Raw genomic sequence first — 15,183 nt, forward strand, 5'->3', positions numbered from 1 at the left:
CCCGTGGTCCGGTCGCGGGCGCGCCGCTAGCGTCGAGCCATGGGTGACACCTCCTTCACCGTCGACCTCGGCGCGGTCCGGGGCGTGGCGACCGACATCACGACGACGTCCGAGAGCGCGGGCGAGATCGACGTCGCCACCCCGCTGTCCGCCGTGGCGGCGGCGCTGCCCCGGTCCGAGACCGCGGGCCGCGTCCCGGACGCCTCCTTCGAGCTCGGTGCAGCGGTCGCCGTGTGGGCCGGCCGGGTGGCCGGCGCCGCCGAGGACGTCACCGCGAGCGCCGACCAGTACGCGGAGGACGACGCCCGCAGCGCGGCACGCGTCCAGCGGCTCGGAGGGCCGACGCCATGACCACGGTCGCCGAGGTCCTCGCCTGGAACCCGGACGCCGTCACCACGGCCGGCACCGAGGTCTCCACCGCCGCCGACACGCTGCTCGACCGGGTCCGTGACCTCGAGTCCGCCGCCGACACGCTCTCCGACGGATGGCAGGGCGTCGCCGCCGACGCCGCGCACCGTGCCGTCGTCTCGCAACGGGACACCGGCAAGGACCTCGTCGCGGCCCTGGACGCCGTGAGCTCCGCCCTCGAGACGGGAGCGACGTCCATCGCCACGGCCCGCTCCTCGCTCATCTGGATCCGGGACGACGACGCGGGCCGCGGCTACCAGGTGATGGACGACGGCAGTGTCGTCCCGCCGCCCATCCAGCCGGTGCTGTACGCCCCGGAGGACGCCGCGCGCGTGCAGGCCGAGCTCGACCGCGAGCGCACGGCCCGCGAGGAGGAGGCCCGGCACATCGCCGGCGAGGTCGGCCGGGCGGTCGACGACGCCGTCCTCGCCGATCACACGCTGGCCGAGGCGCTGCGCACGGTGGAGCTCCCGCAGGACCTGCGCACGACCGTCGAGGAGATCCGCCGCCGGCACGACGCCGGTGAGGACACCTGGGACATCCTCGGCAGCCTCGGGTTCGTCGGCGGCGCGGCGGTCACGGTCAAAGCGCTGCTCGGGGTGTGGAAGGCCGGGACGAAGCTCTCCGCCCTCGCGTCGTTCTACGGCAACGCGGTCCGCGGCGGCCTCGCCTACGGCCAGGCCGTGCGTTGGCTGACCACCGGCGCCGGGGACGCGTCGGCGTTCCTCCGGGCGGTGCGTGCCGCCGAGGGGCTCGAGACGGCGGCCGGTGTGTTCCAGTTCGGGAAGACCCCGACGTGGCTGGTCGGGGCCCGCACCGCGGCAGGCAAGGCGTTCCTCCCGCTGACCATCGCCACCGGCACGATGGACGCGATCACGGGCGGCGGCTACGACGGCTCCCGGGGCACCGCGACCCGCGTGCTCGGAGGTGCCGGGGCGGCCGGCGCGGCCGGGCTCCTCGGTGGCGCCGCGATGTACGGAGGTGCGGCGGCCTTCATGGCGAGCAACCCCGTCGGTTGGGGCATCGCCGCCACCGCCGTCACCGCCTACACGCTGTGGACCGCCGGGAACTTCGTCTACGACCACTGGGACGACATCAGCGACTTCGCCGGGTCGGCGGCGTCCTGGGTCGGCGACCGGGGGGCCGACATCGGCAACGCCGTCGACTCCGCCACCGACTGGGCGGGCGACCGGCTCTCGGGAGCCGCCGACACCGCGGGAGACATGCTCTCGGGCGCGGCGTCCGGCCTCGGCGGTGCACTCGACAAGGTCGGCATCTTCTGACGACGATGACGGACATGACCGACCACGTGCCTGCTGCCGGTGAACGCGTCGTCCTCGGCCGGATGTCCTCGGCCGGCATCGACCGGTGGATCTTCGTCGGGAGCGCCGTCATGGCGCTCGGCATCGGCGGGTGGGCGCTGGTGACCCGTCCGGAGAGCCGCGGCTGGGTGCTGGCCGTCCTCGTGCTCATGGTGCTGACGCCGCTCGCGATGGTCTCCCGCGTGTGGCTGGAGCCGGCCATGGCCGGCCGGCCGGCCGCCCTCGTGCAGAAGTACCTGTGGCGCCCGGCCACCCGGGTCCCGATGGAGGAGGGTGCCCGGGTCGAGGTCGTGCACCGCGGTCCGGCTGCCGCGCTCGAGGCGAGGGGCCGGTCCGGGCGTCCGGTCCGCGTCCCGCTGGCGGTCGGGGGCGACTCGCACCAGAGCCGGACCCCCGACGAGCTGCGGGCCCTCGCCGCCGCCGTCGCGGCTCCCGGTGTGCAGGGCGGCCGGTCGGTGGGGGTGCTGCTGCAGGCCCAGGCCGACCACGTCGAGATCGCCGCGCCGGTCCCCGAGTCACCCGTGTTCGGCGGGGGGAGTGCCACGTGGTCCGCCCTGCGGCCGAAGGGCCGCCGGACCGGAGGAGACGACGGATGAGTGACGGCTGGGAGCCCGGGACCCGCTCCGGCGCAGGGCCGGACGCCACCTCCGACCCGCACGCCGCAGGGGAGACGGCGGGCCCCGCCGAGCCCGACGGCTCCGGACCCCTCACCGTCGGACGGCTCACCGACGAGGAGCTCGCGGTCGTCGCGGGCCTCGACGATCTCGCTGTCCTCCCCGTGCTCGGCGAGATGTCCGACGAGCACCGGGACGTGGCGGTCCGGACCGCCTACCGCTCGCTCGTCGCGCGCGGGCTGCTCGAGGCCCCGACCCCGGAGGAGCAGGCCGAGGCCGTGCGGCAGGCGGAGGCCGAAGGGCCGGACGACGTGCAGGTGCCGGTCCGGGTCCCCGAGTCGCTCTCCCACGTCCTCGCCCTGCGCCGCGGCGCCGAGCGGGCCGTCGCCGTCTCCCGCACGACCTCGCTCGGCGAGGAGTACCGGTACGCCTACCTCGCGGCGGACGTCGTCCTCGAGGAGCACGTCACGGCGACCGGCCTGCACACCTTCCACGTGAGCCGGGGCGAGTCGGTCGTCGACACCCTCGCCGGGTGGGCGCTGCACCCGGAGGCCGGCGACGGCCACGGCGACCCGGTCCTCCTGCCGGCCGCGGACGACCCCGCCCCGCCCCGCGAGCTCCTCGAGACCCTCGGTGCGGCGCTGCTGCGCGCCGACCTCGTGCTGCGCGTCCCGGGCGACGAGCACCCGCCGATGCTCGGGGTCTTCAGCGGGCCCGCCGGCACGTGGCTCGGCCGGGCCCGGCTCGGTGGCGGGTCGGGCGTCGAGCTCGAGCCGGTGCCGGTGGAACAGGTGCGCGAGGTGCTCGCGGCCTTCGTCGCGTCCGACGCCGGCTGACAGCCCGGACGGTCTGCCGGTCCGCTCAGCGGCGGACCGCGGCGGCCATGAGCCGCTGGGCCAGCTCGGAGTGGAAGAGGTCGCCGGAGATCCGGGCCATGACGTCGCCGTCGGAGTCGAAGTCGGCGAGGAGGTCGGCGGTGAGGATGCCCTTGGCGATGCTCAGCCCCTGCCGTGTGCCGGCCCGCAGGTCGTCGAGCACGGCGGCCACGGCGGCGTCCATCCCCGTCTCGTCGGCCACGTGCGTGACGAGCCCGCCCTCGCGCCCCTCGGCGGCGTTGACCGTCCGCCCGGTGAGGAACCAGTCGGCAGCCGCACGGGCCGTGAGCCGGTGCCGCAGCGGGATGGAGATCGTCGCGGCCGCGAGCCCGAGCCGGACCTCGGTGAGCGCGAACGTGACGTCGTCGCGGCAGACGACGATGTCGGCCGAGGCCACGAGACCGAGGCCGCCGGCGCGCACCGGGCCGTCGAGCCGGACGACGACCGGCACGGGGAGCGCGACCATCCGGCGCTGGAGGTCGATGAGCCCGCGCGCGGTCTCGACCATGTCGACCTCGGCGGCCTCCTTGAGGTCGGCGCCGGCGCAGAACACCCGGTGGCTCGAGCACAGCAGCACGCCGTGCACGGACTCGTCGGTGCCGAGGGCGTCGAGGTGGCCGACGAGGTCGGCGACGAGGCGCCGGGAGAGGGCGTTGCGGTTGCCCGGGGAGTCGAGGGTGAGGACCGCGATGCGGTCGGTGTCCTCGCGGTGGACGAGGGGTGCGTCCCCGGTGTCGTCTGCGTCGTCGGCCACGGGGCGACCCTAGCCGTAGGTGTCGCGGGGGCCGCGGCCGTCCTGGGCGCGGTGCCGGCCGCGGGACCACGTGGGTGCGCTCGGGCCGACCACCCGCAGCGCCGTGACCGTGCCCTCGCCGACGTCCGCGGCGAGGCGTGCCATGAGGCTCGACTCGAGCAGCCGCAGCTGGGTGGCCCACGCGGTGGAGTCGGCGCGGACGGTGAGGACGCCGTCGACGAAGTCGGTGGGCGTGCTGTGGGCCGCGACCTCCTCGCCGACGATCTGCGGCCAGCGCCCGATGACCGACCCCACGGCGACGTCGGCGCCCCATCCGCGCTCGGAGACGAAGCGGTCGATCTGGTCGCCGAGCAGCTGGGGGTCGCGGCCGCCGTCCCGGCGCGAGCCGCCGGGAAGGTCCTTGGCGCGGCGGCGTGGCTTGAGCCCGGGGCGCAGCCCCTTGGCGCGGGCGGCGGCCCGGGCCCGGGCGAGTGCCTCCGCCGGTGCCGGCACGGCGGGGTCGGACGCCTCGGGCGCGGGCGTCTCGGGCTCGGGCGGGCCCGTCGAGGACGGGTCCGTCGAGGAGGGGTCAGGCATCGGCGGTGTCCTCGGGTGGTTCCTCGGAGCCTGCGGGGGCGTCCTCCGGTACGTCGGCGGACGAGTCGCCCGGCGCCTCGGCCGGTGCCTCTTCCGCCGTATCGGGTGCGTCGTCCGGGGGGCCGCCCACGGCTCCGAGGGTGACCGGGACCGTCCGGCCCGTCAAGGACTCCGGCACGTCCTCCGGCACCGCGGCGGTCACGAGCACCTGCTCGGCGTCGGAGACCATCGCCGCGAGCCGCTCGCGCCGGCCGGAGTCGAGCTCGGCGAAGACGTCGTCGAGGACGAGCACCGGGTCGTCGCCGAGGTCGGTGCGGAGCAGCTGGAACGCCGCGAGCCGCAGCCCGAGCGCGAACGACCACGACTCACCGTGGCTCGCGTACCCCTTCGCCGGGAGCTCGCCCAGGGTGAGCACCATGTCGTCGCGGTGCGGCCCGACGAGGCACACCCCGCGCTCGACCTCCTGGTCGCGGACCTCGGCGAGCGAGTCGACGATCTCGGCGTGCAGCTCGGGGATCTCCGGGACCTCCCCGGACGCCACCCGCGCGGCCGTCGGCTCGCGGAGCGACGAGCGGTAGGCGACCCGGGCGTCCGACTGGCCGTTGCTCACCTCGTCGTAGGCCTTCGCGAGGTACGGGACGAGGTCGCGCAGCAGCCGCAGCCGCGCGTAGAGCAGCTGCGAGCCGACCGTGGCCAGCTGGTCGTCCCACACCGAGAGCGTGTGCAGCGCCGACGCCGCCTCGGACGCCGGGTCGAGCGACTCCGACCCGGGGCGCGGCCGCCGCCCCCGGCCACGCCGTGACAGGTACGGCTGGGCCGACTTCAGGAGGGCCGAGCGCTGCTTGACGATCCGGTCGTACTCCTGGCGCACCCCTGCCCAGCGCGGCTGGCGCGCGACGAGGAGGTCGTCGAGGAACCGCCGGCGCTCGCCGGGGTCGCCCTTGACAAGAGCGAGGTCCTCCGGCGCGAACAGCACCGTCCGCAGCGTGCCCAGGACCTCACGCGGCCGCACCGGCGAGCGGTTCAGCCGCGCCCGGTTCGCCTTCCCCGGGGTGATCTCGAGCTCGACCGTCGTCTCACGCCCGCGGCTGACCACCGCCCCCCGCACGACCGCCCTCGGGGCACCGAACCGGACGAGCGGGGCATCCGTCGCGACCCGATGGCTCGAGAGCGATGCGAGGTAGCCGACCGCCTCGACGAGGTTCGTCTTGCCCTGGCCGTTGAGCCCGACGAGCGTCGTGACCCCCGGCTCGAGCGGCAGCTCGGCGACCGGGTAGCTGCGGAAGTCGGCGACCGACAGGTGCCGGACGTGCACCCGGTGGGTCAGCCCTTCTTCGCGGCGCGCGTGCGGGTGGAGCCCGAGCGCCCGGGGGAGGCGGGCCCGGCCTTGGCCGCCTTCGCCGCCTTCTTCGCGGCGGTCTTCTTCGTCGGTGCCTTCTCCTTGCGGGCGGCCTTCTTCGTCGCGGCGTCCGCGCTGCGCACCCCGGACCTCGCCTCGGCGCGCAGCTTCTCGCCCTCGGCGACGGTCATCACCTGGTGGCCGCCGAAGCCGCCGCGCAGCGCGGCGACGGCCTGCATCGTCGGCGAGGTCTCCTGCCGGGAGGCGAACCGCGCGAAGAGCGAGGCGCTGATGACCGGCATCGGCACGGCGAGCTCGATGGCCTCCTCGACGGTCCAGCGGCCCTCGCCCGAGTCGGAGGTGTAGTCGGAGACGTCGTCCAGGGTGGGGTTGTCCTCGAGGGCGGCGACCATGAGGTCGAGCAGCCAGGACCGGACGACCGTGCCACGGCTCCAGGCCTTGAAGGCGCCCGGGACGTCGTCGACGATGTCCTTCTTCACGAGCAGCTCGTAGCCCTCGGCGTACGCGGCCATCAAGCCGTACTCGATACCGTTGTGGACCATCTTCGTGTAGTGCCCGGCGCCGACCTTGCCGGCGTGGACGAAGCCCTCCTCGCGCGGCCCCTCCGGGCGGAGGGCGTCGAAGATCGGCATCGCCTTGCGGACGTTCGCCTTCGTGCCGCCGGCCATCAGCCCGTAGCCGTTCTCGAGCCCCCAGATGCCGCCGGAGACACCGCAGTCGACGTAGCCGACGCCCTTGTCCTTGAGCAGCGCCTCGTTCTCGACGTCGTCCGTCCACTTGCTGTTGCCGCCGTCGATGACGAGGTCGCCCTTGTCGAGCAGGTCACCGAGCGCCGTGACGGTGTCGCGGGTGGGGGCACCGTGCGGGACCATGACCCAGACGACGCGCGGGGCGTCCAGCCTCTTGACCATGTCGGCGAGGCTGCTGGCGTCCGACACCTGCTTGTTGCGGTCGTACCCGACGACCTCGTGCCCGGAGCGGCGCAGCCGCTCGCGCATGTTGCCGCCCATCTTCCCGAGGCCGACCAGTCCCAGCTGCATCAGAGGCTCCTTGGTTCGTCGGTGACGCGTGCGTTGTCCTGCAGGCTACTCACCGACCGGGGACCGGTGGAGCCGCCGGCCTCGACCGCGGACGGGTCAGGACGCGTAGCGCACCGGCATGAGGACGTACCGGTACGAGGTGTCGGCCTCGCTCTCCTGCTCGGCCTGGCCGGTGAGCACCGCCGGGCGGGACGCCTGGGTGAACGAGATCCGCGACCAGTCGGTGCCGACGGCGCCGAGGCCGTCGAGGAGATAGCCGGGGTTGAACGCGATCTCGATCTCGGGACCGGTGAGGACGCACTCGACCGCCTCCGACGCCTGGGCGTCGTCGCCGGTGCCCGCCTCGATGGCCACCTGGTCGTCGCCGAAGCGCAGCCGCACCGGGGTGTTCCGCTCGGCGACGAGCGCGACGCGCTTGACGGCCTCGACGAGCTCGGAGGTCTTGACGACCGCCTCGGTCTCGGACGACGTCGGGAAGATCGACGCGACCTTGGGGTACTCGCCGTCGAGGAGACGGGTGGTGGTCCGGCGGCGGCCGGCCTCGAAGCCGGCGAGCCCGTCCCCGCCCGCGGTGGCACCGAGCGCGACGTCGATCGACCCGCTCGCGCCGAGGCTGCGCGCCGTCTCGGACAACGTGCGCGCCGGGACGAGGACGACGTGGCTGGCATCCGTCGCCGTGGGGTTCCAGTGCAGCTCGCGCATCGCGAGGCGGTAGCGGTCGGTGGCGAGGAGGGTCATCGTGTCTCCCTCGACCTCCACGCGCACGCCGGTGAGGATCGGGAGGGTGTCGCCGCGGTCGGCCGCGACCGAGACCTGGGCGACCGCCTGGGTGAAGAGGTGGCCGTCGACCTGGCCGGTGGGCTCCGGGCTCGTCGGCAGGGTGGGGTAGTCGTCGGCCGGCATCATCAGGAGGCTGAACCGGGAGGCGCCACACGTGACCTGCACCTTGCTGCCCTCGGCCTGGACGTCGATGGGACGGTCCGGCAGGTTGCGGGAGATGTCGGCGAGGAGACGACCGAGGACGAGGACGGTGCCCGCCTCCGCGACGTCGGCCGCGACGCTGATCCGGGCCGAGACCTCGTAGTCGAAGGCCGAGAGGGTCAGGGTGCCGTCGTCGGAGGCCTCGAGGAGGATGCCCGCGAGGACCGGGACCGGCGGGCGCGCGGGCAGCCCGCGGGCCACCCAGGTGACCGCCTCGGCCAGGACGTCGCGCTCGACGCGGAACTTCACGGCATACCGCCCTATCCGGTGCGCGCTCGCGCACCCGTGAGTCGTGCTGGGTCTTCCCCGCGTGCGGGCGTGCGAGGACATCCGGTGACGGGGGAATGACACTAGTGCAACCAGTGCCGCTCCGGTACTCGGTCGTCCGGGGCGGCCCAGCCGGGTCGTGATCGGGGTGGACTCCTCTCCTTCCAGGTCTCGTCACAGTGGTAGGAGCTGTGGATGCTGTGGACGGTGCGGTGTCCGTGCAGGTCATCCGATGCGTCCGGGATGTGGAGGACCTCGTGGGCGGACCGTGGAGGACGGCCACGTCCTGTTGACGGACATCCGGCGTTCACACGACGTCCACCGGAGACGCCATGGTCGTCCACGGTGCTCGACCGCTCGTCCACAGCCGTCCACAGGGTCATGTGGACAACGGGGTGGGGATTGGTGGAGGAGGCCTCTGGTGGGGGCTTTGTCCACAGGCTTGTGCCCAGGGCGTGGACGCGCGTGTCGAACCCTGGACGCGGAGTGTCGCGCCCGGCGTGTCGTCGATGTGGTCCGGAGAGTGTTGGCGCGGGGGCTTGGACGGAGGTTCCACACGGCCTGTGGACAACGTGTGGACGACCGGTGGACGCCGTACACGGCGTGATGTGGACGAGGTTGTTGACCGAAGGTGGACGAAGCCGGCGGACTTCACGACGGCCCCCTCGGGCGCGAGCCGGTGAGGACGTGCTGGCCGGCGCGGCGTGCGCGGGGGAGGAGGCGGTGGGTCAGCGCGACTGCTGCTTGATCCGGTTCGTCAGCTCGGTCACCTGGTTGTAGATGGCGCGGCGTTCGGCCATGAGCTGGCGGATCTTCTTCTCTGCGTGCATGACGGTCGTGTGGTCACGACCGCCGAACTGCTGGCCGATCTTCGGCAGCGAGAGGTCGGTGAGCTCACGGCACAGGTACATCGCGATCTGCCGCGCCGTGACGAGTACGCGGGAACGGGACTGGCCCTGGAGGTCCTCGATCGTCAGCCCGAAGTACGCGGCGGTCTGGGCGATGATCGTCGCCGGCGTGACCTGGCTCGTGGAGTCGTCCGGGATGAGGTCGCGCAGCACGATCTCGGCGAGGCTCATGTCGACCGGCTGGCGGTTGAGGCTGGCGAACGCGGTGACCCGGATCAGGGCACCCTCGAGCTCGCGGATGTTCGTGGAGATCCGGGAGGCGATGAACTCGTGGACGTCCTCGGGGACGCTGAGCCGCTCCTGGATCGCCTTCTTGCGCAGGATCGCGATCCGCGTCTCGAGGTCGGGGGGCTGGACGTCGGTGAGCAGGCCCATCTCGAACCGGCTGCGCATCCGCGCCTCGAAGCCCGTGAGCAGCTTGGGCGGGACGTCGCTCGTGATGACGACCTGCTTGCCGGCGTTGTGCAGCGTGTTGAAGGTGTGGAAGAACTCCTCCTGCGTCTGCACCTTGCCCTGGAGGAACTGGATGTCGTCGATGAGCAGGACGTCGACGTCGCGGTACCGGCGCTGGAAGTTCGCGGCCTTGTCGTCGCGGATGCTGTTGATGAAGTCGTTGGTGAACTCCTCGGAGTTCACGTACCGCACCCGGACCCCACCGAACAGCGCGCGGGCGTAGTGGCCGATCGCGTGCAGCAGATGCGTCTTGCCGAGCCCGGAGTCGCCGTAGACGAACAGCGGGTTGTACGCCTTGGCCGGCGCCTCCGCGACGGCCACCGCCGCGGCGTGTGCGAAGCGGTTGGACGCGCCGATGACGAAGGTGTCGAAGGTGTACTTCGCGTTGAGCCGGGTGACCTCGACCTGTTCGGGCTGGCTGCTGCCCGGGCGCGGCCTCCGGGCGCCGGGGACCTCGACGAGGCCGTCGAGCGAGTCCGTGGTGTCGACGCCGTTGGTGGACCGGCCGTCGGCGGACGGCAGGGGTACGACGCCGCCCACCGGGGTGTCCTGGCGGCCGACGTAGTCGCCCGGGTCGGTGTCGTCGTCGAGGTCGAGGTCGTCGATCGCCCGTCGCCGGCTCGCGGCCCGCTCGGCGTGGCCCTCGTCGCCGCCGTCCGGCACCGTCGCAGGGGCCTCGGCCAGGGCGGGGTCGACGGTGACGGCCAGCCGGACGTCGCGGCCGATCCGCTCGCTGAGGGTCTGGGTGACGCGGTCGCGCAGCCGGGTCTCGACCTGGTCCTTGGTGAAGTCGTTGGGGACGGCGATGAGCGCGGTGTCGTCGAGGAGGCCCACGAGCCGGGCGAGGGAGAGGAAGGCGCGCTGCTGGACCGCGATGCCGTCCTCGTCGAGGGCCTCGAGGGTGGCCTGCCACAGCTCGGCCATCATCTGGTCCGGCAAGGTGTCTCCCCTGTTCCTCTCGGCGCTCGCCAATCACTGCGCCGCACCACAGCGGGATGCGACCTGTCCACACCGTTGTCCACAGCTTGTGGGTACGTGGACGAGAACCGCTGGGCCGGGTTCCCCAACGACGGCGACACCCCGTGTGTCGCTGCCCGCGCTGGACGATGCTCCGTGCGATGGTAGATGGTTCGGCCGCCTCGTGGCGAAGCGACGTCCGAGTTTGGTCGCCCGGCTCGGCCTCCGGTACCGTAAGGCGGTCTGTTCGTCGGCTGTTTTCGCCTGTCCTTGACCACCGCGACCCGTGGGTGGGACCGGTCACGGGCCTCCGATGACAGCCGACCAGGCTCCCCCGACCACCGGGCCCCCTCGGGCCCGCTCAGTGCGAAAGAGACGATCGTGAGCAAGCGGACCTTCCAGCCGAACAACCGCCGCCGCGCCAAGACGCACGGCTTCCGCCTCCGGATGCGCACCCGCGCCGGCCGCGCCATCCTCGCCAACCGGCGTCGCAAGGGCCGCGCGCAGCTCTCCGCCTGAGGCTGCCGGTGCTTCCGGCGCCGAACCGTCTGCGGGAGCGGGCGGACTTCGCGTCGGTCGCCCGGGGCCGCGGAAGCTCTCGCGCCGGCTCACGCCTCCTCGTGGTCCACGCCACCCGAACCGACACGCGTGCGGACGCCCCGCCGCGGGTCGGTTTCGTCGTGTCCAAGGGGGTGGGGAACGCCGTGGTCCGCAACCGCACCAAGCGGCGCCTGCGCGCCCTGGCGGCACCGCTGGTCCGTGAGCTCCCGGCCGGTGTCGACGTCGTCGTCCGGGCCAACCCACCGGCCGGGTCCGCCGGCTGGGATCAGCTGGCGCAGGCATTGGAACCGTTGTGGCACAAGGCTGTTCGCCGCGCGATGGGGGCGGCATGAGCATCGGCCGCCTCCTCGTGACGCCGCTGGTGTGGCTCGTCAAGGGCTACCAGCGGTTCATCAGCCCACTGCGTCCGCCGACCTGCCGGTACTACCCGTCGTGCTCGGCCTACGCCGTCACGGCGCTCGAGCGCTTCGGGCCGGTGCGGGGTGGGTGGATGGCCGCGAGCCGTCTCCTCCGGTGCCACCCGTGGACCCCGGGAGGGGTCGACCACGTCCCGGACCGCGACCCCGTCACGGGGCGTCCGGTCCCCGGGACCACCGGCCCCAAGCCCTACGCCGGAACCCCAGCTCCCCGGGAGTCGTCCTCCCACTGACCCCCGTCATCCCCGGGTGACACCAGCCGCCGGCCCAGCGTCGGCCCGTCGAAGGACATCATGGTCGACCTGTTCAACAGCATCATGGCCCCGATCGAGTGGCTCGTGGCCACGATCATGTTCGGCTTCCACACGGTCTTCACCTCGATCGGGCTGCCCTCGGCGGCCGGGGTCACCTGGGCGCTGTCGATCGTCGGTCTCGTCATCGTCATGCGGGCGGCGATGATCCCGCTGTTCGTCAAGCAGATCAACGCCCAGCGCAAGCTGCAGCTCATCCAGCCCGAGATCCAGAAGATCCAGAAGAAGTACAAGGGCAAGACCGACCCTGAGTCCCGCCAGGCGATGACCCAGGAGACGATGGACCTCTACAAGAAGGAGGGCACGAACCCGTTCAGCTCGTGTCTTCCGATCCTCGTCCAGTCCCCGTTCTTCTTCGGTCTCTTCCGGGTGCTCAACGGTCTCGACGAGATCGCCCGCGGTGAGCGGGAGGGCATCGGCCCGATCACCCGCGGCGTCGCGTCCGAGGCGGAGCGGGCGCAGCTCTTCGGAGCGCAGCTGTCCGACACGTTCCTCGGCGCGGACGGCCTCGCCACCCAGATCGTCACCGTCATCCTCATCATCCTCATGTCGGCGACGACGTTCCTCACGCAGCGACAGCTGATGACGAAGAACATGCCGCAGTCCGCCCTGGACAGCCCCTTCGCGAAGCAGCAGAAGATGCTGCTCTACATCTTCCCGGTCATCTTCGCCGTGTCCGGTGTCAACTTCCCGATCGGTGTCCTCATCTACTGGTTCACGACGAACGTGTGGTCGATGACCCAGCAGTTCTACGTGATCCGCCGGATGCCTGCGCCCGGTTCCGCGGCCGAGCGCGCGTACCACGACCGCCTGCGCAAGAAGGGCAAGCCGGTCCCCGGTGCCCCGTCGCCCGAGGAGCAGGAGGCGGCCGATGCCGCCGCGAAGCCGGCCGGCCAGCGAAACCAGCCCAAGTCGAAGAAGCGGGCCAAAGGCAGCGGCGGCAAGCCGCGCAAGAACGGCCCCACGCAGTAGCCCGGTCCGCGGCGGCCGTCCCACGTGGCGCGTCGCGAAGTGACGGACCCCCTGAGCCCATTCCCCCTGATCCGGAGGACCTCATGAGCGAGCACGACACCGACCACGCCGGCGTGGAGCCGGACGACACCGTCACCGACGAGTCGGGTGCGCCCGACACGGCACTGCCGGAGGAGGTGTCGGCTCCGGAGCGGATGGCCGCCGAGTCGACGACCGCCGAGGCCGAGGCGCCTGCCGACGAGGTGAGTCCCACTGTGGAGGCCGGGGCCGAGGAGGACGGTGCGGACGGCGGGACGCCCGAAGGGGGCGCCACCGCGCACGAGAACGGGGCCACCGTCGCGGCCGGGGCGGAGACGGCCGCTGCGGTGACGCCCGGCGAGCCCGCCGAGACCGGCACCCCGGGCGGCAACGCGGAGGCTGCGGCCGTCATGTCCGCCGGTGTGGTCGCGGAAGGTGCGTCCGACGAGACGGGCGATGAGCCACGAGTCGGCGACGACTCCGCGGGGGTTGACTCGTCGGGTGAGGAGTCGTCGGGCGACGACTCGGCAGATGATGAAGCGGGGAGTGAGGAGGAGGCGTCGGCCGGCGGTTCCTCGGGGGGCCGGTCGCGCCGCAGCGACCTCGAACGCGAGGGCGAGGTCGCGGCCGACTTCATCGAGACCCTCCTCGACATCTGCGACCTGGATGGCGACCTCGACGTCGACGTCGACGGTGACCGCGCGGCGGTCGCGCTCGTCGACAGCGACGAGGGGCGCGTGCCTCGTCGGCTCGTGGGTCAGGACGCCCAGGTGCTCGATGCGCTCCAGGAGCTCACCCGTCTGGCGGTGCAGTCCGAGACCGGGGAGCGCAGCCGCCTCATGCTGGACATCGCCGGTCACCGTGCGGCTCGCCGCGCCGAGCTCGTCCGGATCGCTCAGGAGGCGATCAGCGAGGTGAAGGAGAACGGGTCGCCCGCCTCGCTGTCGCCCATGTCCGCGTTCGAGCGCAAGGTCGTGCACGACGAGGTCCTGGCGGCCGGCCTGTCCTCCGAGTCCGAGGGGTCCGAGCCGCGACGGTACGTCGTGATCAGCCCTGCGTGAGGGTGCGTTTCACGTGAAACACGAGCACGACCGTCCGGGTCCGCCAGCCCCACCGGCCGCACCTTCGGGTGCGGCCGTGGTGTTCGGTGACCGTCTGCCGGCCGCGGAGCGCTTCGTGGCCATCCTTGCCGACACCGGCGTGAGCCACGGACTGATCGGCCCTCGGGAGGTTCCGCGCCTCTGGGAACGACACGTGCTCAACTGCGGGGTGCTCGAGGACGCGTTCCCCGACGGAGCACGTCTCGTCGACGTCGGTTCCGGTGCGGGTCTCCCGGGTGTGGCGCTGGCACTGGCTCGTCCTGACCTGACCGTCACGCTCGTCGAGCCGATGCTGCGCCGGACGGCTTGGCTCTCGACCGTCGTCGAGGAGCTGGGCCTCGACGAACAGGTGACCGTGCGGCGGTCCCGAGCCGAGCAGGTCCACGGTGAGCTGATCGCGCCGTTCGTCACGGCGCGTGCTGTGGCCCGCCTCGACACCCTCGCTGGGTGGTGCGTGCCCTTGCTCGAGCCGGGTGGCGTTCTCGTCGCGATGAAGGGACGCAGCGCCCATGAGGAGCTCGCCGACTGCCGGCGGGTGCTCGGGAAGCTCGGCGTGGTCGAGGCGACGGTGAGCCTGCACGGCGACGAGGTCCTCGAGGAGCCGGTGCTCAGCGTCGACCTGCGGGTCGGGGAGCCCGGCGCGGTGGGGGTCGACCGGGCCGGTCGTGATCGCTCGCGGCGGCGAGGTCGGGGTGGTTCTGGAGGGTCTGCGCGAGTGTCCCGGTGAGAGGCCTCCGAACGCCTGACAGCACGGTCGAGTCCGGGGCGGTGTGCCGAACGGGCGGGGCGCTGTCGTGATGGATGGGGTCCGTCGGGACGCCTCGCCGTGATGAACGGTCACCCGCGACGTCCGGGCGTCCAGCACTGCGTCGCCTCGTCGGGGTGGAGTGGCGTCGAGTCGAGACGTCGGATCGGGCGACGAGGTGCCCGGCTCGCTGCCGTGGCCCGGTGTGCACCGGGCCGCTGGGGTGGGCGCGAACTGAGGGGCGTTTCACGTGAAACGGGAGCCTTTGCCGGGTGTCTGCGGAAGCCTCCGTGATCGCTCCCTTCCGGGTGGTCCCCGAGGTTGAGCGTTTCACGTGAAACGCGTCGTCTCGTCCGGGCTCGTGTCGGGCAGGTGTCACGAGGATGCCGGTCGGGAGCGTCCGTCACGACGTGGTCTCACTGTGTCCAGCTCGGCCTGACCGAGCCGAGACGGTGCCGCCGGTCGCTGCGCCGGCCTGGCGTCCTCGAGTGAGCCGTTCCTCTCCGGAGGGCGTGCTGCGCGTGGCCGCCGGTCGCGTCCTCGGC

General features: G+C 72.9%; 16 protein-coding genes. 10 read left to right on the forward strand and 6 right to left on the reverse strand.

What is annotated here, in order from left to right; genetic code table 11:
• Window positions 1–39: 39 nt before the first annotated feature.
• From JQN72_RS04295 to JQN72_RS04310, 4 genes are read left to right on the forward strand one after another with little or no spacing between them, the layout of a single operon-like run.
• Window positions 40–351, forward strand: coding sequence for a hypothetical protein (locus JQN72_RS04295; protein ID WP_204133929.1), 312 nt, complete (start codon window positions 40–42; stop codon window positions 349–351).
• Window positions 348–1,691 carry a WXG100 family type VII secretion target gene (locus JQN72_RS04300; protein WP_204133930.1) on the forward strand — a complete coding sequence of 448 codons (1,344 nt, stop codon included), beginning with the start codon at window positions 348–350 and terminating at the stop codon, window positions 1,689–1,691. Before JQN72_RS04295 ends, JQN72_RS04300 begins: the two co-directional genes overlap by 4 nt.
• Before the next feature lie 14 nt (window positions 1,692–1,705).
• Complete coding sequence (locus JQN72_RS04305) at window positions 1,706–2,326, forward strand: hypothetical protein (RefSeq protein WP_204133931.1); 621 nt, start codon at window positions 1,706–1,708, stop codon at window positions 2,324–2,326.
• Window positions 2,323–3,180 carry a hypothetical protein gene (locus JQN72_RS04310; RefSeq protein WP_204133932.1) on the forward strand — a complete coding sequence of 286 codons (858 nt, stop codon included), beginning with the start codon at window positions 2,323–2,325 and terminating at the stop codon, window positions 3,178–3,180. The genes JQN72_RS04305 and JQN72_RS04310 overlap by 4 nt, the downstream gene beginning before the upstream one ends.
• A gap of 25 nt (window positions 3,181–3,205) precedes the next feature.
• Here JQN72_RS04310 and JQN72_RS04315 read toward each other — a convergent pair whose 3' ends face one another.
• The 6 genes from JQN72_RS04315 to dnaA all read right to left on the reverse strand — a co-directional run bounded on the left by JQN72_RS04315 (window position 3,206) and on the right by dnaA (window position 10,482).
• Window positions 3,206–3,973, reverse strand: coding sequence for an enoyl-CoA hydratase-related protein (locus JQN72_RS04315; protein ID WP_204133933.1), 768 nt, complete (start codon window positions 3,971–3,973; stop codon window positions 3,206–3,208).
• A gap of 9 nt (window positions 3,974–3,982) precedes the next feature.
• Complete coding sequence (locus JQN72_RS04320; RefSeq protein ID WP_204133934.1) at window positions 3,983–4,549, reverse strand: DUF721 domain-containing protein; 567 nt, start codon at window positions 4,547–4,549, stop codon at window positions 3,983–3,985.
• A complete protein-coding gene (recF, locus tag JQN72_RS04325; protein ID WP_204133935.1) occupies window positions 4,542–5,864 on the reverse strand; it encodes a DNA replication/repair protein RecF in 1,323 nt (440 codons plus the stop codon). Before recF ends, JQN72_RS04320 begins: the two co-directional genes overlap by 8 nt.
• A gap of 8 nt (window positions 5,865–5,872) precedes the next feature.
• Window positions 5,873–6,949 carry a phosphogluconate dehydrogenase (NAD(+)-dependent, decarboxylating) gene (gene gnd / locus JQN72_RS04330; protein ID WP_204133936.1) on the reverse strand — a complete coding sequence of 359 codons (1,077 nt, stop codon included), beginning with the start codon at window positions 6,947–6,949 and terminating at the stop codon, window positions 5,873–5,875.
• Window positions 6,950–7,045: 96 nt separating this feature from the next.
• The gene (dnaN, locus tag JQN72_RS04335; protein WP_204133937.1) at window positions 7,046–8,179 is read right to left on the reverse strand and encodes a DNA polymerase III subunit beta; all 1,134 of its coding nucleotides are present in this window, start codon (window positions 8,177–8,179) and stop codon (window positions 7,046–7,048) included.
• A 746-nt stretch (window positions 8,180–8,925) separates the two neighbouring features.
• Window positions 8,926–10,482: a chromosomal replication initiator protein DnaA gene (gene dnaA, locus JQN72_RS04340; RefSeq protein WP_204134038.1), complete on the reverse strand. Its 1,557-nt coding sequence runs from the start codon at window positions 10,480–10,482 to the stop codon at window positions 8,926–8,928.
• Window positions 10,483–10,896: 414 nt separating this feature from the next.
• Here dnaA and rpmH point away from each other — a divergent pair, with 414 nt between their 5' ends.
• The 6 genes from rpmH to rsmG all read left to right on the forward strand — a co-directional run bounded on the left by rpmH (window position 10,897) and on the right by rsmG (window position 14,620).
• Window positions 10,897–11,034 (forward strand): 50S ribosomal protein L34, encoded by a 138-nt coding sequence (rpmH, locus tag JQN72_RS04345; protein WP_204133938.1) that lies wholly within the window; start codon window positions 10,897–10,899, stop codon window positions 11,032–11,034.
• A gap of 8 nt (window positions 11,035–11,042) precedes the next feature.
• The gene (gene rnpA, locus JQN72_RS04350) at window positions 11,043–11,408 is read left to right on the forward strand and encodes a ribonuclease P protein component (protein ID WP_204133939.1); all 366 of its coding nucleotides are present in this window, start codon (window positions 11,043–11,045) and stop codon (window positions 11,406–11,408) included.
• Window positions 11,405–11,725 carry a membrane protein insertion efficiency factor YidD gene (yidD, locus tag JQN72_RS04355; RefSeq protein WP_204133940.1) on the forward strand — a complete coding sequence of 107 codons (321 nt, stop codon included), beginning with the start codon at window positions 11,405–11,407 and terminating at the stop codon, window positions 11,723–11,725. The genes rnpA and yidD overlap by 4 nt, the downstream gene beginning before the upstream one ends.
• Window positions 11,726–11,785: 60 nt before the next feature.
• Window positions 11,786–12,775, forward strand: coding sequence for a membrane protein insertase YidC (yidC, locus tag JQN72_RS04360; protein ID WP_204133941.1), 990 nt, complete (start codon window positions 11,786–11,788; stop codon window positions 12,773–12,775).
• 428 nt (window positions 12,776–13,203) lie between these two features.
• Entirely contained in the window at window positions 13,204–13,854 is a 651-nt protein-coding gene (locus JQN72_RS04365; protein ID WP_204134039.1) for a R3H domain-containing nucleic acid-binding protein, read from the forward strand.
• Between the two features lie 76 nt (window positions 13,855–13,930).
• Window positions 13,931–14,620 carry a 16S rRNA (guanine(527)-N(7))-methyltransferase RsmG gene (gene rsmG, locus JQN72_RS04370; RefSeq protein ID WP_307812415.1) on the forward strand — a complete coding sequence of 230 codons (690 nt, stop codon included), beginning with the start codon at window positions 13,931–13,933 and terminating at the stop codon, window positions 14,618–14,620.
• The last annotated feature ends 563 nt before the right edge of the window (window positions 14,621–15,183 follow it).

The sequence above is a fragment of the Phycicoccus sp. CSK15P-2 genome, from assembly GCF_016888005.1.
In the GTDB taxonomy this organism is placed as follows: Bacteria; Actinomycetota; Actinomycetes; order Actinomycetales; family Dermatophilaceae; genus Phycicoccus.

Bases quoted from the DNA above. Each gene is read 5' to 3' on its own strand.
- yidD (WP_204133940.1), top strand. From the start codon at position 11,405: ATGAGCATCGGCCGCCTCCTCGTGACGCCGCTGGTGTGGCTCGTCAAG.
- yidC (WP_204133941.1), top strand. From the start codon at position 11,786: ATGGTCGACCTGTTCAACAGCATCATGGCCCCGATCGAGTGGCTCGTG.
- gnd (WP_204133936.1), bottom strand. From the start codon at position 6,949: ATGCAGCTGGGACTGGTCGGCCTCGGGAAGATGGGCGGCAACATGCGC.
- JQN72_RS04320 (WP_204133934.1), bottom strand. From the start codon at position 4,549: ATGCCTGACCCCTCCTCGACGGACCCGTCCTCGACGGGCCCGCCCGAG.
- JQN72_RS04365 (WP_204134039.1), top strand. From the start codon at position 13,204: ATGTCCGCCGGTGTGGTCGCGGAAGGTGCGTCCGACGAGACGGGCGAT.
- JQN72_RS04295 (WP_204133929.1), top strand. From the start codon at position 40: ATGGGTGACACCTCCTTCACCGTCGACCTCGGCGCGGTCCGGGGCGTG.
- dnaA (WP_204134038.1), bottom strand. From the start codon at position 10,482: ATGGCCGAGCTGTGGCAGGCCACCCTCGAGGCCCTCGACGAGGACGGC.
- JQN72_RS04310 (WP_204133932.1), top strand. From the start codon at position 2,323: ATGAGTGACGGCTGGGAGCCCGGGACCCGCTCCGGCGCAGGGCCGGAC.
- JQN72_RS04305 (WP_204133931.1), top strand. From the start codon at position 1,706: ATGACCGACCACGTGCCTGCTGCCGGTGAACGCGTCGTCCTCGGCCGG.
- JQN72_RS04300 (WP_204133930.1), top strand. From the start codon at position 348: ATGACCACGGTCGCCGAGGTCCTCGCCTGGAACCCGGACGCCGTCACC.